19 protein-coding genes are annotated in these 19,309 nt (G+C 63.9%); 15 read left to right on the top strand and 4 right to left on the bottom strand.

Annotated features, from left to right (window positions below; translation table 11 throughout):
* Positions 1–7: 7 nt before the first annotated feature.
* From CK228_RS02655 to CK228_RS02680, 6 genes are all read left to right on the top strand, one after another.
* Positions 8–1,129, top strand: coding sequence for a class II histone deacetylase (locus tag CK228_RS02655; RefSeq protein WP_095786776.1), 1,122 nt, complete (start codon positions 8–10; stop codon positions 1,127–1,129).
* Positions 1,074–1,991: an urea ABC transporter permease subunit UrtB gene (gene urtB / locus CK228_RS02660; RefSeq protein ID WP_245437946.1), complete on the top strand. Its 918-nt coding sequence runs from the start codon at positions 1,074–1,076 to the stop codon at positions 1,989–1,991. Before CK228_RS02655 ends, urtB begins: the two co-directional genes overlap by 56 nt.
* Positions 1,988–2,974 (top strand): branched-chain amino acid ABC transporter permease, encoded by a 987-nt coding sequence (locus tag CK228_RS02665; RefSeq protein WP_095786777.1) that lies wholly within the window; start codon positions 1,988–1,990, stop codon positions 2,972–2,974. The genes urtB and CK228_RS02665 overlap by 4 nt, the downstream gene beginning before the upstream one ends.
* Entirely contained in the window at positions 2,971–3,675 is a 705-nt protein-coding gene (locus tag CK228_RS02670; protein ID WP_095786778.1) for an ATP-binding cassette domain-containing protein, read from the top strand. The genes CK228_RS02665 and CK228_RS02670 overlap by 4 nt, the downstream gene beginning before the upstream one ends.
* 2 nt (positions 3,676–3,677) lie before the next feature.
* Positions 3,678–4,379 (top strand): ABC transporter ATP-binding protein, encoded by a 702-nt coding sequence (locus CK228_RS02675; protein WP_095786779.1) that lies wholly within the window; start codon positions 3,678–3,680, stop codon positions 4,377–4,379.
* A gap of 69 nt (positions 4,380–4,448) precedes the next feature.
* Positions 4,449–5,618 (top strand): substrate-binding protein, encoded by a 1,170-nt coding sequence (locus CK228_RS02680; RefSeq protein ID WP_095786780.1) that lies wholly within the window; start codon positions 4,449–4,451, stop codon positions 5,616–5,618.
* A gap of 44 nt (positions 5,619–5,662) precedes the next feature.
* Here CK228_RS02680 and CK228_RS02685 read toward each other — a convergent pair whose 3' ends face one another.
* Both CK228_RS02685 and CK228_RS02690 read right to left on the bottom strand, forming a co-directional pair.
* Positions 5,663–7,309: an acetolactate synthase large subunit gene (locus tag CK228_RS02685; protein ID WP_095786781.1), complete on the bottom strand. Its 1,647-nt coding sequence runs from the start codon at positions 7,307–7,309 to the stop codon at positions 5,663–5,665.
* 89 nt (positions 7,310–7,398) lie between these two features.
* Positions 7,399–8,301 carry a LysR family transcriptional regulator gene (locus CK228_RS02690; RefSeq protein WP_095771261.1) on the bottom strand — a complete coding sequence of 301 codons (903 nt, stop codon included), beginning with the start codon at positions 8,299–8,301 and terminating at the stop codon, positions 7,399–7,401.
* A gap of 102 nt (positions 8,302–8,403) precedes the next feature.
* Here CK228_RS02690 and CK228_RS02695 point away from each other — a divergent pair, with 102 nt between their 5' ends.
* The 6 genes from CK228_RS02695 to CK228_RS02720 all read left to right on the top strand — a co-directional run bounded on the left by CK228_RS02695 (position 8,404) and on the right by CK228_RS02720 (position 14,178).
* Positions 8,404–9,393: a zinc-dependent alcohol dehydrogenase family protein gene (locus CK228_RS02695; RefSeq protein ID WP_095786782.1), complete on the top strand. Its 990-nt coding sequence runs from the start codon at positions 8,404–8,406 to the stop codon at positions 9,391–9,393.
* A 197-nt stretch (positions 9,394–9,590) separates the two neighbouring features.
* The gene (locus CK228_RS02700; protein WP_032929194.1) at positions 9,591–9,884 is read left to right on the top strand and encodes a zf-TFIIB domain-containing protein; all 294 of its coding nucleotides are present in this window, start codon (positions 9,591–9,593) and stop codon (positions 9,882–9,884) included.
* Positions 9,885–9,947: 63 nt separating this feature from the next.
* Positions 9,948–10,934 carry a Tim44 domain-containing protein gene (locus tag CK228_RS02705; protein WP_095771263.1) on the top strand — a complete coding sequence of 329 codons (987 nt, stop codon included), beginning with the start codon at positions 9,948–9,950 and terminating at the stop codon, positions 10,932–10,934.
* 366 nt (positions 10,935–11,300) lie between these two features.
* Positions 11,301–11,852 (top strand): MaoC family dehydratase, encoded by a 552-nt coding sequence (locus tag CK228_RS02710; RefSeq protein ID WP_095786783.1) that lies wholly within the window; start codon positions 11,301–11,303, stop codon positions 11,850–11,852.
* 2 nt (positions 11,853–11,854) lie between these two features.
* Complete coding sequence (locus tag CK228_RS02715) at positions 11,855–13,015, top strand: CaiB/BaiF CoA-transferase family protein (RefSeq protein WP_095771458.1); 1,161 nt, start codon at positions 11,855–11,857, stop codon at positions 13,013–13,015.
* Between the two features lie 14 nt (positions 13,016–13,029).
* The gene (locus tag CK228_RS02720; protein WP_095786784.1) at positions 13,030–14,178 is read left to right on the top strand and encodes an extracellular solute-binding protein; all 1,149 of its coding nucleotides are present in this window, start codon (positions 13,030–13,032) and stop codon (positions 14,176–14,178) included.
* 62 nt (positions 14,179–14,240) lie between these two features.
* Here the strand turns inward: CK228_RS02720 and CK228_RS02725 are convergent, their stop codons facing one another.
* Together CK228_RS02725 and CK228_RS02730 are read right to left on the bottom strand one after the other, a co-directional pair.
* A complete protein-coding gene (locus tag CK228_RS02725; RefSeq protein WP_095786785.1) occupies positions 14,241–15,080 on the bottom strand; it encodes an amidohydrolase in 840 nt (279 codons plus the stop codon).
* A 65-nt stretch (positions 15,081–15,145) separates the two neighbouring features.
* Positions 15,146–15,931 (bottom strand): IclR family transcriptional regulator, encoded by a 786-nt coding sequence (locus CK228_RS02730; RefSeq protein ID WP_095771266.1) that lies wholly within the window; start codon positions 15,929–15,931, stop codon positions 15,146–15,148.
* Between the two features lie 169 nt (positions 15,932–16,100).
* On the opposite strand from CK228_RS02730, the gene CK228_RS02735 reads away from it, so the two are divergent.
* From CK228_RS02735 to CK228_RS02745, 3 genes are all read left to right on the top strand, one after another.
* Positions 16,101–17,420, top strand: coding sequence for a sugar ABC transporter substrate-binding protein (locus CK228_RS02735; protein ID WP_095786786.1), 1,320 nt, complete (start codon positions 16,101–16,103; stop codon positions 17,418–17,420).
* Positions 17,421–17,544: 124 nt separating this feature from the next.
* A complete protein-coding gene (locus CK228_RS02740; RefSeq protein WP_095771268.1) occupies positions 17,545–18,441 on the top strand; it encodes a sugar ABC transporter permease in 897 nt (298 codons plus the stop codon).
* Positions 18,441–19,307: a carbohydrate ABC transporter permease gene (locus tag CK228_RS02745; protein WP_038645102.1), complete on the top strand. Its 867-nt coding sequence runs from the start codon at positions 18,441–18,443 to the stop codon at positions 19,305–19,307. Before CK228_RS02740 ends, CK228_RS02745 begins: the two co-directional genes overlap by 1 nt.
* The last annotated feature ends 2 nt before the right edge of the window (positions 19,308–19,309 follow it).

The following is a 19,309-nucleotide window of genomic DNA, read 5'->3' on the forward strand; positions in this document are numbered from 1 at the left end:
GCTGCTCATGGCGACAGGTTACGTTTTTCACGAACAACTGATGTGGCATGACACTGGCCCCAGCGCCGACATGATGCCTCCCGGCCGTTTCGTGGAACCCGGCCGGCACCTGGAATCGCCGGGGTCGAAGCGTCGGCTGAACAACCTCATCCAGGTCAGCGGCCTGGCGCGCCACCTGGTGCCGATCCTTGCCGAGCCGGTGACGGTCGAGGATCTGCTGCGCGTGCACACGCAGCGCCATGTCGACGACATCAGGATGCTCAGCGAACGCGGTTCCGGCTTCGCCGGCCCGCAGGCGCCGATCGGCCTCAACAGTTTCGACATCGCCCTGCTCTCCGCCGGCACCACCTATGCCGCGATGCGCGCGGTGCTGACCGGCCGTGTCGACAACGCCTATGCGCTGGCGCGGCCGCCGGGGCATCATGCCGAGCCCGACCAGGCAATGGGCAACTGCCTGTTCTCCAACATCGGTGTTGCCGTGCGCCGGTTGCAGCATGAAGGCCTGCTCGGCCGCGCGGCGATAGTCGACTGGGACGTGCATCACGGCAACGGCACCGAGACGGTGTTTTATTCCGATCCGTCGGTGCTGACCATTTCCCTGCACCAGGACAATCTCTATCCGACCGGGCGCGGCGCGCTGGCCGACAATGGCAAGGGCGAAGGCGAAGGCTACAACATCAACATACCGCTGCCGGCCGGCAGCGGCACCGGCGCCTACGAAGCGACCTTCGACCGCGTCGTCGCTCCGGCGCTGCGCGCCTACAAGCCGGATCTCGTCATTGTTGCCTCCGGCTTCGATGCGTCGGGCTTCGATCCGCTCGGCCGCATGATGCTCAACAGCGAGTGCTTCCGGCGCCTCGCCGCGCGCATGGTGGCGCTGGCGGCCGAGACTTCCAACGGACGGCTGATGATGACCCATGAAGGCGGCTATTCCGAGGGCTATGTGCCGTTCTGCGGCCATGCCGTCATCGAAACGCTCGCCAATCACCGCACCGAAGTGGTCGATCCGCTGTCGGACCATATCGACGAATGGGCCGGGCAGGACTTGCAGCCGCATCAGGCCGCGGTGATCGATGCGGCCGAAGGCCTGCTCGCCGGGCTGCGCCAACGCCTCGCAAGTGCTGCCTGACACGATGGATTTTGTCGTCACCACGCTCCTCAACGCACTGACGCTGATCAGCATCCTGATGCTGGTCGGGCTCGGGCTGGCGATCAGCTTCGGCCTGATGAACGTGACCAATCTGGCGCATGGCGAATTCGTCACCGTCGGCGCCTTCGCGGTCTATTTTGTCCAGAGCGTCGGCGGCTCGTTCTGGCTGGGGCTGCTTGCTGCCCCGATCGCCGGCGCGGTGGTCGGCTGCATCCTGGAGTTCGCCATCATCCGCCATCTCTATTCGCGGCCGGTCTCGACCGTGCTCGCCACCTGGGGCGTCAGCCTGATCCTGCAGCAGGGGCTGGAACTGACCTTCGGTCTCGGCGCCAAGCCGGTTACGCCGCCGATCGAGGGCACGCTCGACTTGTTCTTCACCGTCTATCCCGCCTATCGGCTAATCCTGATCGCCATAGCCATGCTGACCTTGCTCGGTGTCGTGCTGCTCATCAGCCGGACGTCGTTCGGCCTCGACATCCGCACCGTCATCCAGAACCGCGAAATGGCCGAAGGCGTCGGCATCAACACGCGGCGCACCTACGCCATCGCCTTCACCTTCGGCGCGGCCATCGCCGGGCTCGCCGGCGGGCTGGTCGCGCCGCTGGCGATCGTGCTGCCGCAGATGGGAGTGAACTATCTCGCCAACGCCTTCTTCGTCGTGATTGTCGGTGGCGTCGGCTCGATCGGCGGTCTCGTTGCCGGAAGTGTTTTCGTCGGCGGGCTGACGAGTGTGCTCAACTACCAGATCTCGCCATCGCTGGCACAGGCGATCGTGCTGCTGGCGGCCATCGTCGCCGTGCGGCTGCGGCCCAACGGCCTGTTCAACGGAGCGTCGCGATGATCGCGCGCGACCGCAACTGGCTGGTGATCTTCGCCGTCTGCGTGACGCTCGCGATTGTCTATCCTTTCTTCGCCGACGGCTACCAGCTGACGGTGATCCGCGACGCGCTGATCTTCGGCCTGTTCGCGGCGAGCCTCGACTTCTTCTGGGGCCGCACGGGCATTCTGTGTTTCGGCCATGCCGCCTTCTTCGGCATTGGCGGCTACATCATGGCGCTCACCACCCTCAACGACGCCATCCCCTTGGGCAGCGTGCTCGGCATCCTGGGCGCGATTGCGGGTGCTGCCTTCGTCGCCGCCATTATCGGCCACTTCCTGTTCTTCGGCGGCATCCGCGGCAGCTACTTCACCATCGTGACGCTGGCCATGGGCGTCATCTGCCAGCAGGCCGCGGTCTCCTGGAGCTCGGTCACCGGCGGTGACAGCGGGCTGATCGGCATCCCGCCGATCGCGTTCGATCTCGGCGGGCTGCATGTCGATCTCAGCCAGGACCTGCCCTCCTACATCTTCGTTGCGGCGATCGTCGCGGTGGTTGTACTGGCGCTGTGGTCGATCAGCCGTGGTCGCTGGGGCATGGTGCTCACCGCCATCCAGGACAATGAAGTCCGGGCGGCCGCCCTTGGCCACAATGCGCCGCTAAGGCTGCTCGCCACCTTCGTCCTGTCCGCTGCGATCGCTGGGCTTGCCGGCGCGCTCTATGTCTGCATGGCCGGGCTGGTGGCGCCCGATTTGTCCGGGCTGCTGCTGTCGACGGAAGTGATCGTCTGGGTGGCGGTTGGCGGGCGCGGCACGCTGCTTGGCCCGGTGCTGGGCGCCATCGCCATCCAGCGCGCGCAGCAGACGATCAGCAGCTTCAACCCGAGTCTGTGGCCCCTGCTGCTCGGCTGCGTCTTCGTCATCATCGTCTTCGTGCTGCCGGACGGCATCCTGTCGATCTATGCGCGGCTGAAGGGCCTGTTCAACGGCAGGAGGCCGGCGCAATGAGCGACGTGCTGCTTCAGGCCGAGAACGTCGGCATCCGCTTTGGCGGGCTGCAGGCGCTGGAAGCGTTGAACCTGACGGTGCGCGACAAAGAGCTCTGCTGCATCATCGGGCCGAATGGCGCCGGCAAGAGCACCTTCCTCAACCTTTTGACCGGCACGCTTCGCCCGACCAGCGGCAGCGTGCGCTTTCTCGGCCATGACATCGCCGGCCTGCCGCTGCACCGGATCGCCCGGCTCGGGATCGCCCGAAAATTCCAGATCCCGTCGGTCTTTCCGAGCCTCTCGGTCGAGGACAACCTCAAGGTCGCACGGTGGGGGGCCTCTTCACCGGTGCGTCCGGTCGGTGAGCTGCTGGACCTGGTCGCGCTTGGTAACCGCGCGGCCACGCTGGCCGGCGAACTGGCGCACGGCCAGAAGCAATGGCTGGAGATCGGCATGGCGCTGGCGATCGAACCAAGGCTGCTGCTGCTCGACGAGCCGACCGCCGGCATGACGCCGCAGGAAACGCTGGCTACCGCCGAGATGCTGCTGCGGCTAAAGGGCGAGTTCTCGATCGTCGCGGTCGAGCACGACATCCGCTTCGTGCGGGCACTGAACTGCGAGACGCTGGTGCTGCACCAGGGACGCCGGCTGCGCAGCGGTCCTTTCCACGACATCGAGACCGACGAAATGGTCCGCGATGTCTATCTGGGGAGGCGCTGACCATGCTGCGGACACTCGCGGTCTCGGCCGGCTACGGCCTGCTGCCTGTGCTGAACGGCATCGATCTCAGCGTGGCACCGGGTGAAGTCGTCGGCCTGCTTGGCCGCAATGGCGCCGGCAAGACGACGCTGCTGCGCGTCATCGCCGGCAGCCTGAAGGCGAGCGGCGGCGCCGTGGTTCTCGGCGATCAGGAGCTTACCAACGCGGCGGCCTTCCGCCGGGCGCGGGCGGGCATAGCGCATGTGCCGCAGGGCCGCGGCATCTTCAACCAGCTGACCGTGCGGCAGAATTTGGAGGTCGGCACGCGCGCAGCCAGGGACCGTGGCGACGGCGGCATTCCTGACGACACCTTCGGCTATTTTCCGATCCTGCGCGAACGCGAGGCGCAAATCGCCGGCACGCTGTCGGGTGGCCAACAGCAGATGCTGGCGATCGGCCGCGCGTTGTGCGGCCTGCCTTCGGTGCTGCTGCTCGACGAGCCGTCGGAAGGCATTCAGCCGAACATCGTGCAGTCGATCGCCGAACTGGTGCCGCGCATCGCCCGCGAGCGCGGCATCGCGATCGTTCTGGTCGAGCAGAATCTCGATCTCGTTCTCAAGGCGGCGGACCGCTGCCTGGTGATGGAAAAGGGCAGGATCGTGCACGAGGGCACGCCGGCGGCGTTCGCCGACGAGAGCCTGCTGAAGGACCTGTTGGCCCTATGAGGCGCGCCTGGACCTGCTGACTTTGTAAGGCGTGCATGGGGCGCGCCCGGACTGGAAGGGAACATAACAATGATAAGCAGAAGAACGATCCTGAAATCCGGCGGCGCTGCCGCCGCCTTCGCCATGGTCGGCGCGCCGTCGATCCTGCGCGCCGCCGACACCGTCAAGGTCGGCCTGTCGATCCCGATCACCGGGCTGCAGGCGATCCTCGGCGAGACGCTGCTCAATTGCTACAAGCTCGCCGCCGCCGAACTCAACGCCGCCAACGGCATTGGCGGCCGCCAGATCGAACTGTTCATCGAGGACAACCAGACCACGACCAAGGGCTCGATCGACAAGGCGCGCAAGCTCATCAACGAGGACAAGGTCGATGTCGTCATGGGCACGATCATCTCGCCCGAGCGCAGCGCGACGCTGTCGGTGACCTCCAAAGCCAAGAAGCTGTTCTTCTACCCGACCAATTTCGAGGGTGGCGAATGCAATCGCTACTTCGTCGCCACCGGGCCGATCCCGATGCAGCAGGTCGACCCGATGATGCCATGGGTGGCCGAGAATCTCGGCAAGACGATCTACATCATGGCTTCCGACTATGCCTGGCCGCAGAAGATGACGGAGGCGATCACGGCAGCTTACGAGAAGACCGGCGGCAAGATCATCGGCGCCGACTACTATCCGTTCGGCACCACGGATTTCGGCCCGGCCTTCCAGAAGATCAAGTCGCTGAAGCCCGATGTCGTCTGGTCGATGGTGGTCGGCAACGATGCCGTCACGCAGCTCAAGCAGTATCGTTCTTTCGACATCAAGCAGCCGCTGATCGCGCCGCTCGACGAGGTTTTCAACAAGGACGCGCTGCCGCCAGGCGTCGCCGCCGGCACCTATGCGCCGCAGCCTTACTGGATGGCACTCGACAATCCGGTCAACAAGAAGTTCATCGCAAGCTTCCGCGAAAAGTTCGGCCAGGAGAAGATGGTGAACGGCATCGGCGAGGCCGGCTATAACGGCCTGCATCTCTATGCGCTGGCCGCCGAGAAGGCCGGGTCACTCAGGGATGACGATGTGCTCAAGGCATTGCCGACCATCGAGTTCGACGCCCCGCAAGGCAAGATCCGCGTCGATGTCTCGAACAACCACACGCTCTGCCATTCCTATGTCGGCAAGGCGGCGGCGGACGGCATCAGCTACGAGATCGCCAAGGATTTCGGCACCATCACGCCGGTGACGCCTTACTGCAAGGTGTAGGATCTTACACTCAAGCGGCCCTGACGGCGGCTTTACCGCTGCCGTCAGGGCGTCCGCGGCGCCGGCAGCCGCTCGCGCAATTCGTCGACCAGCACCCTGGTGTTTTCGGAATAGTCGATGGGCACGACGACGAGATGCACGCCGCCGCCGGTGAAGGCCCGTTCCAGCGCCGGCCGCAAATCGGCGATCTCCGTAACCCTGGTTCCCTTGGCGCCATAGGCCTCGGCGTATTTGACGAAATCGGGATTGCCGAAGGTCATGCCGAAATCCGGGAATTCGTCGACCGCCTGCTTCCAGCGGATCATGCCATAGGCATGGTCCTCCAGCAGCAGGATGACCAGGTTGAGCTTCAGCCTGACGGCGGTCTCCAGTTCCTGGCTGTTCATCATGAAGCCGCCGTCGCCGCAAATGGCCATGACACGGCGCCGGGGATAAAGCAGTGATGCCATCATCGCCGACGGCAGGCCGGCGCCCATCGTGGCCAGCGCATTGTCGAGCAGCAGCGTGTTTGCCATGCGCGTGCGGTAGTTGCGTGCGAACCAGATCTTGTACATGCCGTTGTCGAGGGCGAGGACCCCGTCCGCCGGCATCACGGCGCGCACATCATGCACGATGCGCTGCGGCGTGAAGCGGTCTTCGGTGGCGCGCGCGGCGATGCGGCTCAGAATGCCTTCCCTGAGCGGCAGCAAGGCCTGCGCGTTGGGGATCTTGCCCTCGATGCGGTCCGCCAGCAGCGCCAGCGACGGGCCAAGATCGCCAACGATCTCGGCCTGCGGGAAATAGACCTGCTCGACATCGGCCGAGTGATAGCCGACATGGATCACCTTCGGTCCGTTGGCGCCCATGATGAAGGGCGGTTTCTCCACCGTGTCGTGGCCGATGGTGATGATCAGATCGGCCTGTTCGATGGCCTCGTGCACATAGTCGCGCTCCGACAGTGCCGCCGTTCCCATGTAGAGTTCGGTGCCGCCGGGCACCGTGCCCTTGCCCATCTGCGTGGTGAAATAAGGTATTTGCGTGCGCAGCACGAACTGGGCGACATCTGGGGTCACACGCGGACGCGACGCCGCCGCGCCGAACATCAGCAGTGGACGCTTGGCCTCCAAGATCATGCGGGCGGCGCGATCGAGCGCGTCCGCGCTGGCCAACGGCAGTTCGACCGGGTGCGTCGGCACCAGCGCCATCGGCTCGCACTCGGCCGCCGCAATGTCTTCCGGCAGTTCCAGATGCACCGGGCCGGGCCGCTCTTCCTGGGCAACGCGGAAGGCCTCTCGCACCAGCGAGGGGATCATCTTGGGCGAGACGATCTGGCGCGACAGCTTGGTAAGCGGCTTCATCGCCGCGACGATGTCGACGATCTGGAAGCGCGCCTGCCGCGATGACAAGATGCCCTTCTGGCCGGTGATCATGATCATCGGCATCGCGCCGAGCAGCGCATAGGCCGCGCCGGTCGTCAGATTGAGTGCGCCAGGGCCAAGCGTGGTGATGCACACGCCTGCCTTGCCGGTGAGCCTGCCATAGGTGGCGGCCATGAAAGCAGCCGCCTGCTCATGCCGGGTCAGGATCAACTGGATCGACGAGCGGCGGATCGATTCGACGATGTCGAGATTCTCCTCGCCCGGAATGCCGAAAATCCGGTCGACCCCTTCATTCTCGAGAGCCGCCACGAACAGATCCGAACCTTTGGTCATGAACCGCCTCTCCTGCAATGCACACGTTCCGCCTTCATATGGCATTGGAAAGCGGCACCTCAAAAAGCGCAAGCCTGCTCTGTTGGCGATCAGCCCATCAGTTTCGGCAGGGCGGCCGCCAGCGCATCGATGGCGAGCCTAACCTTGAGCGGCAGATGCGGCGTCTGCAGCCAGAGCGCGTGGCAGTCGTAGAGATAGTGCGGCTGGTCCGGCAACAGCGCGACCAGCCCACCGGCCTCTATGCGCGCGCGGACCAGCCACCATGGCAACCACGCTAGCCCCATGCCTTCTGCCGCTGCATCGGCGATGGCATCGAGATCGTCGAGCCGCAGGCGGCCGGTCGGCATGATCTCCTGTGCGGATTGCCCTTCACGCGCAAACAGCCAGGGCTGAACGACCTGGCCAAGCCTGCGATAGACAATCGCCTGATGATCGGCGAGGTCTTCGATCCGCCGCGGCTCGCCATGAAGCCCGAGATAGGCGGGCGAGGCACAGACGACCATGCCTTGCCGCGCAACGCGGCGGGCGATGATGCCCGCCTTATCGTCCAGATCGCCGGTGCGGATGGCAAGGTCAAAGCCGTCTTCGGCAAGATCGGCGAAGCGGTCGCTGAGTGACAAATCGAGTTCCAGCATCGGATAGTGCCGCGCCAGCTTCAGCAGCACGGGGGTGACGCAGTGGCGGCCGAAATGCGCCGGCATGGTCACGCGCAGTCTGCCTCTCGGTTCCGAAAACTGGTCGGCGGCCAGCGCATCGGCGGCTTCCGCCTCGGCCAGCACGATGCGGCAGCGTTCATAATAGGCGCGACCGAAATCGGTCAGGCTCTGGCGGCGCGTGGAGCGATTGATGAGGCGAACGCCGAGCCGCTCTTCGAGAGAACGGACATGCTTGCCCACCATCGGCCCGGACAGGTCGAGCGCTACCGCCGCTGCCGCGAACGAGCCAAGGTCGACCGCCTTGACGAACACGGCCATGCTCTCGAGCCTATCCATATTCGAAACCTATGGTTTCTTCTGCTTTACCCTTACGCCCATTTATCTATCAAGTCTCTGGCTACATAGCCTATTCGGTACAGATAATTTGGAGTAACCCGAATGGCTCGTACTGTCTGCTTCCATCAGCATGGCGGTCCAGAAGTCCTGCGCATCGAGGATATCGATCTCGCTCCAGCGGGTGCGGGAGAGGTTCAAATCCGCGTCAAGGCACTCGGCCTCAATCGCGCCGAGGCACTGCTGCGTGCGGGCAGCTATATCGAGACGCCCGCCCTGCCCTCCGGGCTTGGTCTCGAGGCGGCGGGAATTGTCGAAACGGTAGGCGAAGGCGTGAACGATTTCGTCCCGGGCGACGCCGTCAGCGTCATCCCGCCGCAATCGATGGCGCGCTGGCCGGCTTACGGCGAGCTGGTCACCTATCCCGCCGGGCTCATCGTCAAGCACCCACCGTCGCTCGACTGGCAGACAGCGGCGGCTGTCTGGATGCAATATCTCACCGCCTATGGCGCCCTGATCGACATCGCCAGACTGAGCAGTGTAGACGCTGTCGTCATCACCGCGGCCTCCAGCAGCGTCGGGCTTGCCGCGATCCAGATCGCCAACAAGGTTGGCGCGACAGCGATCGCGGTGACGCGAACATCGGCAAAGAAACAGGCCTTGCTCGATGCCGGCGCGGCGCATGTTGTGGTCCTGGCCGAGGAAGATCTCGCCGCACGGCTGAGCGAGATCGCGGGACCGCAGGGCGTGCGCGTCGTGCTCGATGCAATCGGCGGTCCGATCTTCGAGCCGCTGACAGGTGCAATGTCAAAGGGCGGCATTCTCATCGAATATGGCGGGCTGAGTCCCGAGCCGACGCCGTTCCCCTTGGCTGCCGTGTTGGGCAAGACGCTGACATTGCGTGGTTATCTCGTGCACGAGATCACCGGCGCCCCAGAGAAGCTGGAGATCGCGAAGGCGTTCATCCTTGAAGGCCTGGAAACCGGCACGCTGAGGCCGATCATCGACAGGATCTTTGCTTTCGACCAGATCGTCGAGGCGCACCGCTACCTCGAATCGAACGAGCAGTTCGGCAAGATCGTCGTAACGGTTTGAGCGACGGCAGCGGCCAACAAATCATTCTTGCCGGCAATATCGCCCTTGAAGGCCTGGCTCCGCATTCCTAACTGTCTGGAGCGGGCCGGGCCCCTCTGACGATCGCTTCTGGTGATTGTGATGTCGGACCGCTTTAACGGGCCCGTTTCCACCTTTTTCGGTCAAGCGGGCTCAATCCTTTCGGTTTGGAGCCCCGTATGACATCTTCCCTCCTTGGTTTGGTTTGCCCCTCCTGCCGTGTCGCGCTCGTGATGAGCGAACGCCAGGGTATCGAGATCGACTATTGTCCACAGTGCCGTGGCGTCTGGCTTGATCGAGGCGAACTCGACAAGATCATCGAGCGTTCCGGCAGGGAGGCGTCGCCTGCGCCGCAGCCACAGCCGGCAGCCTTCTCCCAGCCGCAACACGGCCGCGATGACGACTATTCGCGCTCGCAGGGCCATCGCTATCCCAAGCGGAAGAAATCCTTCTTCGAGGAATTGTTCGATTGACCGCATGAGGCCCGGCGCCTGCTGAAATTTCCAAAAAACCACATCGATAAAGGTTCATCTGCGATGATGTCTCGCACCAGTCGATTTGCAACCCTGTTTGCCGGGCTGTTCCTTGCATTCTCCATGATCGCGATCGATCATGCCGAGGCGCGGCGCGGCGGCAGTTTCGGCAGTCGCGGCACGCGCACGTTCCAGTCGGCGCCGCCGACCAGGACCGCGCCGGCGCCGATCGCTCCCGTCGAGCGTTCGATGACACCCAACACCGGTGTGAACGCTGCCACCCGGCAGCCGCAGGCCGGCCCACAGCGGCCGGGCTTCATGAGCGGTTTTGGCGGAACGATGATGCGCGGCCTGCTGCTCGGCGGCCTGATCGGCCTGCTCGTCGGGCAAGGGTTCGGCGGCCTGGCCGGCATGTTCGGCTTCCTGCTTCAAGCCCTGCTCATCAGTGGCGCGATCATGCTGGCCATCCGCTTCTTCCGCTCGCGGTCGGCGCAGGGCCCCACCCCGGCGCTCGCCGGTGCCGGCAATGCCCAGGCGCCGCGATTTGAGAACCGCGCTCCGGCACAGCAGCAAACGGCCGGCTCGTTCACAATCCCCGGCTTTGGCGGAGGTTCGGGCGGAGGCTCTCCGGCTGACGTCTCCGAGGAGATCACGCTGGCTCAGAGCGACCTCGACGCATTCCAGAAGCTGTTGACCGACGTCCAGGAAGCATTCGGGCGCGAAGACCATGCCGCCCTGCGCCGGGCGACAACGCCCGAGATGGTGTCCTATCTCTCGGAAGAGCTGGCCGACAATGCCCAGAAAGGTCTTCGGAACGAGGTCTCCGATATCACCTTGCTGCAGGCCGACATCGCGGAAAGCTGGCGCGAGGACGACCGCGACTACGCCACGGCCGCGCTGCGCTACGAGTCTCGCGACGTGATGCGCGAACGCGGCAGCGGCAAGGTCGTCGAGGGCGACGAAGACCATCCGACAGAGACGACCGAACTGTGGACTTTCACGCGTCAGAATGGCTCGAGCTGGAAACTCTCGGCAATACAACAGGCCTGAGCCGGCCATTGAAGGAGGGGCGTCGCGGGGCGCCTTAGCGCACGATCCTGACGCACATCGGCGTGCCGATCCCGATGGTGCGTCCGATGTCCGTCAGCGGTCCTGCGCGCTGAAATAAGGTGCCTCCCGGTTCAGGCGGCCGACAAAGACCAGGCAATCCTTTTTCATGATTTCCTCCCCTGCCGGCCCGCGCGTGGGCGCGCGGGATTGGCAAAATTTCGCCTGCCCTCGCTTGCAACATTGCCCCATATGTGAAAATACTTTTTACAAAAGAAGATTAGCGGGAGGAGACGTCATGCGGTCCGGCGCTTTGAGGCGTGTTCATATGGCTGGGCTGAGTCTCCTGCGAGACTGCCGGGGCCGGCCATGAACGACTTCGCGCCCACCGTCGGTGTCACCTCGACCTACCCCCAAAACATGCCTGAGGCGCACGCGGCATTGCCGGTGTGGAACGCCGAGAACTGGTTCTACGAGGACTGGCCGGTCGGCCAGAAAATCCGCTCATTGCGGCGCACGATGGCGGAGGGCGACAGCCACCTCTTCAACACGCTGGTGCTCGACATCCACCCCTATGTGCAGGACCAGATGTTCGCCGAAAGCGAAGGCATTTTCGGCAAGCGGCTGATCGCCGGCGCTTTCGTCTTTTCGGCCGGGCTGGGGCTGGTCGCCACCAACTGCGTCAACGCCTTTTCCTATGGCTATGACAAGCTCCGTTTCATCAAGCCTGTCTTCATAGGTGACACGATCTATTCGATCCGCTCCAACCTCGACAAGAAGCCGCGCTACAGAGAGATGGGACTGATCCGTGCCAGCTACGAAGTGTTCAAGGGCGAAGGCGAGCTGGTCCTCTATTGCGAGCACCTGCAGACGGTGAAGTACCGCAACCCGGCCGATTTCGTCGGCAAGACGGAGAAATGAAAATGCCGGCTTTGGCCGAATTGCCGCTTGCCGGTCTCGTCGTCGTCGACATGAGCCAGTTTCTGTCCGGGCCTTATTGCTCGCTGCGGCTGCTCGACCTCGGTGCGCGCGTCATCAAGATCGAGCGTCCGGATGGCGGCGACCTGTCGCGCCGGCTCTATCTCAGCGACACCGAGATCGGCGGCGATTCCACGATCTTTCATGCCATCAACCGCGCCAAGGAAAGTTTTGCCATCGACCTGAAGAACGAGGCGGATCTCGAAGCGCTGCGCGGGCTTCTGGCCAAGGCCGATGTGCTTATCCAGAATTTCCGGCCCGGCGTCATCGAGCGGCTCGGCCTCGACTACGAAGCCGTCCGCAAGATCAACCCGCGGCTCGTCTACGCATCGATCAGCGGCTATGGCGAGGACGGCCCATGGGTCAAGCGGCCCGGCCAGGATTTGCTGGCGCAATCCCGTTCCGGCGTGATGTGGCTCAATGGCGACGAGGACCAGGGACCCGTGCCCTTCGGGCTGGCCATCGGCGACATGCTCGCGGGTGCAGCCTGCGCGCAAGGCATTCTGGCGGCGCTGGTGCGGCGCGGCATCACCGGCCAGGGCAGCCATATCGAAACCAGCCTCCTGGAAGCACTGGTCGACTTCCAGTTCGAGGTGCTGACCACGCATCTCAATGACGGCCGCCGCTTGCCCAGGCGCTCCAGCTTCCGCAGCGCGCATGCCTATCTCTCGGCGCCTTACGGCGTCTACCCGGCCAAGGACGGCTATCTCGCCATCGCCATGACGCCGATCCCGAAACTCGCCGACCTGCTGTCGCTCAATGAGTTGGCGCCTTATCGCGACAGACCGGCCTCGTGGTTCACCGCGCGCGACGACATCAAGGCGATCATCGCGCAGAGGATCGCCAGCAAAACCATCGACGAATGGCTTGATATTCTCGAGCCGGCCGACATCTGGTGCGCCAAGGTGCTGACCTGGCCGGAGATGCTGGCCAGTGAAGGCTTTCAGTCGCTCGACATGCTGCAGACGGTGACGCGCGAGGACGATGTCTCGATCCTCACCACCAGTTCGCCGCTCAGGGTCGACGGTGTCAGGGCCAAGGTCGATCGGGCCGCGCCGCGCATCGGCGAGCACAGTGCCGCGATCCGCGAGGAGTTCGGCCTGTGACCACGCTCAAGGGTATGACCTGGAGCCATCCGCGCGGCTATGATCCGATGGTCGCCTGCTCGTCGCTTTGGCAGCAGAAGACCGGCGTCGCCATCCACTGGGACAAGCGCTCGCTGCAGGATTTCGAGTCCTTTCCGGTCGAGGAACTGGCGCGCGCCTATGATCTGATCGTCATCGATCACCCGCATGTCGGCCAGATCACGGCGGAACGCTGCCTCGCGCCGCTGGATGTCGCCGGCCGCGAGGCCGAGCGCGCAGCGCTCGCTTCGGGCAGCGTCGGCCAGTCCTATCCGAGCTACGCCTGGCAAGGACGGCAATGGGCGTTTCCGATCGATGCGGCCAGCCAGGTCCAGGCATGGCGGCCGGACGCGCTCGACGCGCGGCCGGCGCGCTGGAGCGAGGTGCTCGACCTCGCCCGGCAAGGCCGCGTGCTTTTGCCGTTGCGGCCGCCGCATGCGCTGATGGTGTTCTATACGCTTGCCGGCAATCTCGGGCACGCTTGCGCGACCGATCCGTCCCGCGATCTCATCGATAGCGAGACCGGCTGCGAAGTCTTCGAGATGATGCGAGAGATCGCCGCGGTGGTCGACCCGGCCTGTTTGGAGATGGATCCGATCGCGGTTTCCGAACGCATGGCGGAGGCCGATTCCCGCATTGTCTGCGCTCCACTCATCTACGGCTACGTTTCCTATGCGATGTCAGGGTTTCGCGCGCACCGGCTGGCCTTCACCGACATCCCGGCTGTCGGCTCCAGCGGCCCTATCGGCTCAGCGCTCGGCGGCACGGGCATAGCGGTGTCAGCCTTTTCCAAGGCGAAAGATGCAGCGACGGACTTCGCCTATTGGGTCGCCAGCGGCGACGTGCAGCGCGGCGCCTATGCTGCTGCCGGTGGCCAACCAGGCCATGCTGCCGCCTGGGAGGACCAGACCGTCAATGCCGCGACCGGCAATTTTTATCGCGGCACGCACGCGACGCTGGAGGGCGCATGGGTGCGGCCGCGTCATGATGGCTACATGGCGTTCCAGCAGGCGGCGTCCGACCGCATCCTGTCGGCCATGACCTCCGGGCACAAAGCCGCCCGGGTCGTCGCTGATCTCGTCGGCCTGTTCCGGGAGAGTGCCGCCGCGCAGGTGTCCGGCGCCGCTGCTGAGAGAGGAGCCTGAGCGAAACCGGGCGGAGGAGAACGTCTGGGCTACGCCCCGGCGAGACGCCGAGGCAAATCCAACTATTCCAACCGCCAGAGCTTGCGGGCATTGCCCGACAGCAACCTCTCGCGCTCCGCGACGCTGCAACCGGAAAGCAGCGCGTGGGTCGCTGCCACCCAAGTCGACAAGCCGCCACCAAGCGTGCAGACCGGCCAGTCGCTGCCCCAGACCACACGGTCCCAGCCGAACGCAGCGATGCTGTGCTCGACATAGGGCCGCAGCGTCCCGACCGTCCAGCTGCCGGAATCGGCATAGGCGACCACACCGGAAATCTTGGCCATGACGTTCGGACGCCGCGCGATCTCGCTCATATGCTCGCGCCAGGGATGCTCGGCTCCGCCCTTGATGTCGGGGACGCCGCAATGGTCGAGAACGAACTGGACGTCGGGTGCGAGGTCGGCCAGCGCTATTGCTTTCGGAATCTGGTGCGGCAGCACGACGAGATCGAAAGTCAGGCCGATGCCGCCAAGCCGCTTGATGTTGTCACGAAACACCGCACCTTCCGACAGATCATCGGGCATGACATGGAGCACGCGGCGGAAACCCCTGACGAAAGGATTTGCCCGCTGCCTTTCGAGATAGGCCGGGAAATCCGCGTCTTCCGGCCGGCAGGACGCGATCGCCCCGACCAGCATGCTGCCGGCCTGTCGCGACAGACCTTCCACCCGTGCGGTCTCGGCTTCAATGTCAGCCGGATCGACATCGACCTCCATGTGCAGCACGCGCTCGACGCCGACACGCTGCGCCTCGGCGGCATAGTCCTCGTAGGAGAAGTCGCGGTTGAGCGGCGGCACGCCGGCAAGCCAGGGATAGCGCAAGGCCGAGCGATCGATGAGATGCAGATGGGTGTCGATGATCACTGGAGCTCCTCCAAATTGGCGTTGTCAAATCATCTCACGGAGGAATTCTTCATTCAAATAAGAATTTATGCTGCCGACCCTACAGCCGATCCTGCCAGATGCGACAGCTTCTCGCACGTCGCCAGCAACAGCTCGATCGTCCTGGTGATATCGGGCGCGGACGGCGCATTGACCACGGTAATGTAGGGAATGGACAGGGCGGCGATGGCCTTGCCGTCGGAACTGCGCACCGGAGCCGACAGGTTGAAGACGCCGGCGGTCTGCATCGAGGCCATCATCTCGTAGCCACGGTCGCGGATCTGGTCGAGCCGGGTGAAGAACTCGGTCGATTGGGCCGTCTTGTCGGTGCTGCGGACGTGTTCGGAGATCATCATCTGCCGCTCTTCCTGCGAGCGGAAGGCAAGCAGTACATGGCCCGAACCGGTGTCGAACAGGCTGATGTGGGAACCCACCCGGATCGAGATGCCCCAGTAGTTCGGCGCCTCCTGCTGGGCGATGACGACGGCGGAACCGCGATCAAAAACAACGAGTTGATTGGCCTGCTGCGAGGTCTCGGCCAGTTCGCGCATCAGCGGCGTGGCGTAGGAAACCAGCCGCCGCACCGGAGCGTGCAGTTGCGCCAGGCCGAACAGTTTCAGCGTCAGCGAATAGCGGTCACCATCCAGCCTTGTGACATAGCCGCGCCGCACCAGCCGGTCGAGCATGCGATAGAATTCGTTCGGGCTGCGGTCGAGTTTCTTGGCGATTTCGGCCTGGGTCAGGCCTCCGTCGACGCCGGCCAGCAGTTCGAGGATGTCGAGCCCCTTGTCGAGCGCCGGCGCGCGGTAGCGCTCGTCTTCGCTGTCGTCCATGGCTCATCCCTCCAGTGAATTCGATTCTTCATATACGCAGGAATGCGGCCGGCGGAAACAAATTTCGCCTTGACGTACGTATGAATGTTTTGTTTGTATATGAATGTAGCATTTCCTGTCACGTGGACAGGTTGCGGTCGCCGCTAAGGCGCACCCAGGGAGGAAACCAATGAACAGACTGCTTTCCGGCGTCTCCGCCGGCGCATTGGTGCTTGCATTCGGTGCAGGCACGGCCCTTGCCGGCGACCTGCCCGGCAAGTTCGAAGGCGTCACCGTCGACGTGAAACTGATCGGCGGCCAGCAATATGAAAAGCTCTATGAGCGCATTCCTGAATGGGAGAAGGCCACCGGCGCCAAGGTCAACATCCTGACCAAGAAGAATGGCTTCGACATCGACAAGGAGTTGAAGTCCGACATCGCCTCTGGCAGCACCAACTGGTGCGTCGGCTGGAACCATTCGTCCTTCGCGCCGCAATATACCGGCCTCTACACAGACCTCAGCAAATTGCTACCCAAGGAAGAGATCGACGCCTTCGTGCCGTCGACGATCAAGGCGGCAACCATCGACGGCAAGCTCGAGATGCTGCCGCGCGCGCAGTTCGACGTCTCGGCGCTCTACTACCAGAAGAGCCTCTACGAGAACGCCGACAACAAGGCCAAGTTCAAGGCCAAATACGGCTATGATTTGGTGCCGCCGGACAGCTGGAAGGAGGTCACCGACCAGGCCGAGTTCTTCGCCAACCCGCCTAATTTCTACGGCACGCAGTTCGCCGGCAAGGAAGAGGCGATCAACGGCCGCTTCTACGAGATGGTGGTCGCCGAGGGCGGCGAGTATCTCGACAAGGACGGCAAGCCGGTCTTCAACTCGGAGGCCGGCATCCGGGCGCTCGACTGGTTCGTCAATCTCTACAAGGCCAAGGCCGTGCCGGCCGGAACGACCAACTATCTCTGGGACGATCTCGGCCAGGGCTTTGCCTCGGGCACCGTCGCCATCAATTTGGACTGGCCGGGCTGGGCCGGCTTCTTCAACGACCCGAAGTCGTCGAAGGTGGCGGGCAATGTCGGCGTGAAGGTCGCGCCGAAGGGTTCTTCCGGCAAGCGCACTGGCTGGTCCGGTTTCCACGGTTTCTCGGTGACCGAGAACTGCCCGAACAAGGAGGCCGCAGCCTCGCTGGTTTGGTGGCTGACCAATGAGGACAGCCAGAAGCTGGAAGCCGCAGCAGGCCCGCTGCCGACACGCACGGCCGTGTGGGATTGGGACTTGAAGCAGGCCGAAAACGATCCCTACAAGAAGGAGGTTCTCTCCGCCTTCCAGGAAGAAGCCAAGCACGCCTTCGCCGTGCCGCAGACGCCTGAGTGGATCGAGATTTCGAACGCCGTCTATCCTGAGCTGCAGGCGGCGATCCTGGGCGACAAGACCTCCAAGCAGGCATTGGACGAAGCCGCCGCCAAGGCGACGCAGATCCTGCAGGATGCCGGCAAGCTTTAGAGCAGTCCCAAGGCTGCCTCCCCCATGACGAATGGGGGAGGCGATCGCGTCTCGTCGGAAGCTCCGCGATGCACATCGCCTTTCGGTGCCCCACCCACGCAATGCAAAACCCCACAGGATTCTGATGAAGGGCTTCAAGCCATCGGCGCCATTTCTGCTGCTGCTTCCAGCCTTCATCGTGCTGGCCGCGGTCGTCGTCGTGCCGCTGCTTCTGTCGCTCTATTCCAGCTTCACACCGTTCCGCCTGACCAGGCCCGAAACGTTCTTCGTCTTCGTCGGCTTCAGGAACTATCTCTCGATCCTGGCCAACTCCGATTTCTGGTGGGCGTTCGGGCGCACGGTGCTGCTGCTGACCATCGCGCTCAATCTCGAAATGCTGCTGGGCCTGGGGCTCGCCATGCTGGTCGAGAAGGCGACGCGCGGCCAGCGCATCCTGCGCACGCTGATGATGTTTCCGATGATGTTCTCGCCGATCCTCGTCGGCTTCCAGTTCAAGTTCATGTTCAACGACAATATCGGCCTGGTGAACAACGCCCTGCAGTCGCTCGGCATCACCAGGGATGCCATCCCGTGGCTGATCGAGGGCCACCTCGCCTTCATCGCCATCTCGGTTGCCGAGATATGGTCGTCGACCGCGATCTTCGCGATCCTGATCCTCGCCGGTCTGCTCGCAATGCCCAAGGAGCCGATCGAGGCGGCGCGGGTCGATGGTTGCACGCCGTGGCAGACCTTCCGCTATGTGACGTGGCCGTTCGTCATGCCTTTCGCCTATATCGCCATGACCATCCGTTCGCTCGACGTGGCGCGCGCCTATGACATCGTCAAGATCATGACCGATGGCGGACCGGCGGGCCGCACCGAGCTGTTGTGGACGCTGGTGGCACGCACCGCCTACAGCGACGGCCGCATGGGCATGGCGAACGCCATGGCCTACTTCTCGATCCTGCTGTCGATCGCCTTCACCGTCTATTTCTTCAACAAGCTCGCCGCGGCGCGCACGCAGATCGGTGCGGAGTGGTGATGGACGAGAATTCTTCCGCCCGCCTGAAGCGCCGGCTGCTGGGCATCGTCCATCGCGTCGGCCTGTTCCTGGCGATGCTGACGATCTGCCTGCCCGGCCTCTGGATCGTGCTGTCATCGCTGCGGCCGACCGTCGAGATCATGGCCAAGCCGCCGGTGTGGATCCCGCAGGAGATCTCGTTCGACGCTTACATCGCAATGTTCTCAGGCATCGGCAAAGGCGGCATCCCGGTCATCGAATATTTCCGCAACTCGCTGATCATCTCGGTGACCTCGACGATCATTGCGGTGGCCATCGGCATGGCCGGTGGCTATGCCTTCGCGCGCTACCGCTTCCGCGGCAAATCGAGCGTGTTCCTCGGCCTGATGCTGACGCGCACGGTGCCTGGCATCGCGCTGTCGCTGCCTTTGTTCTTCCTCTATGTGCGGCTCGGCATCATCGACACGCATTTCGGGCTGATCCTGGCCTATGTCGCGCTCAACGTGCCGTTCACCATCTGGCTGATCGACGGCTTCTTCCGCCAGGTGCCGAAAGACCTCGCGGAGGCAGCACAAATCGATGGCTGCACGCGCTGGCAGGCTTTCTGGCAGGTCGAGTTTCCGCTCGCCGGACCGGGCATCGCTTCCGCCGCCATCTTTGCCTTCCTGACCTGCTGGAACGAGTTCGCGCTGGCTTCGCAGCTGACCCGTTCGGTGAGCGCCAAGACGCTGCCGGTCGGCCTGCTCGACTACACGGCCGAATTCACCATCGACTGGCGCGGCATGTGCGCGCTGGCCGTGGTGATGATCATTCCCGCACTCACCCTCACCTACATCGTCCAGAAACACCTTGTCGGCGGCCTGACCTCCGGCGCGGTGAAAGGCTGATC

Origin of the sequence: Mesorhizobium sp. WSM4312 (assembly GCF_002294875.1) — a bacterium.
Lineage (GTDB): Bacteria > Pseudomonadota > Alphaproteobacteria > Rhizobiales > Rhizobiaceae > Mesorhizobium.

Bases quoted from the DNA above. Each gene is read 5' to 3' on its own strand.
- CK228_RS02705 (WP_095771263.1), top strand. From the start codon at position 9,948: ATGATGTCTCGCACCAGTCGATTTGCAACCCTGTTTGCCGGGCTGTTC.
- CK228_RS02700 (WP_032929194.1), top strand. From the start codon at position 9,591: ATGACATCTTCCCTCCTTGGTTTGGTTTGCCCCTCCTGCCGTGTCGCG.
- CK228_RS02695 (WP_095786782.1), top strand. From the start codon at position 8,404: ATGGCTCGTACTGTCTGCTTCCATCAGCATGGCGGTCCAGAAGTCCTG.
- CK228_RS02655 (WP_095786776.1), top strand. From the start codon at position 8: ATGGCGACAGGTTACGTTTTTCACGAACAACTGATGTGGCATGACACT.
- CK228_RS02690 (WP_095771261.1), bottom strand. From the start codon at position 8,301: ATGGATAGGCTCGAGAGCATGGCCGTGTTCGTCAAGGCGGTCGACCTT.
- CK228_RS02675 (WP_095786779.1), top strand. From the start codon at position 3,678: ATGCTGCGGACACTCGCGGTCTCGGCCGGCTACGGCCTGCTGCCTGTG.
- CK228_RS02740 (WP_095771268.1), top strand. From the start codon at position 17,545: ATGAAGGGCTTCAAGCCATCGGCGCCATTTCTGCTGCTGCTTCCAGCC.
- CK228_RS02730 (WP_095771266.1), bottom strand. From the start codon at position 15,931: ATGGACGACAGCGAAGACGAGCGCTACCGCGCGCCGGCGCTCGACAAG.
- CK228_RS02665 (WP_095786777.1), top strand. From the start codon at position 1,988: ATGATCGCGCGCGACCGCAACTGGCTGGTGATCTTCGCCGTCTGCGTG.
- urtB (WP_245437946.1), top strand. From the start codon at position 1,074: ATGCGGCCGAAGGCCTGCTCGCCGGGCTGCGCCAACGCCTCGCAAGTG.
- CK228_RS02720 (WP_095786784.1), top strand. From the start codon at position 13,030: ATGACCTGGAGCCATCCGCGCGGCTATGATCCGATGGTCGCCTGCTCG.
- CK228_RS02710 (WP_095786783.1), top strand. From the start codon at position 11,301: ATGAACGACTTCGCGCCCACCGTCGGTGTCACCTCGACCTACCCCCAA.
- CK228_RS02680 (WP_095786780.1), top strand. From the start codon at position 4,449: ATGATAAGCAGAAGAACGATCCTGAAATCCGGCGGCGCTGCCGCCGCC.
- CK228_RS02670 (WP_095786778.1), top strand. From the start codon at position 2,971: ATGAGCGACGTGCTGCTTCAGGCCGAGAACGTCGGCATCCGCTTTGGC.
- CK228_RS02715 (WP_095771458.1), top strand. From the start codon at position 11,855: ATGCCGGCTTTGGCCGAATTGCCGCTTGCCGGTCTCGTCGTCGTCGAC.
- CK228_RS02685 (WP_095786781.1), bottom strand. From the start codon at position 7,309: ATGACCAAAGGTTCGGATCTGTTCGTGGCGGCTCTCGAGAATGAAGGG.
- CK228_RS02745 (WP_038645102.1), top strand. From the start codon at position 18,441: ATGGACGAGAATTCTTCCGCCCGCCTGAAGCGCCGGCTGCTGGGCATC.
- CK228_RS02735 (WP_095786786.1), top strand. From the start codon at position 16,101: ATGAACAGACTGCTTTCCGGCGTCTCCGCCGGCGCATTGGTGCTTGCA.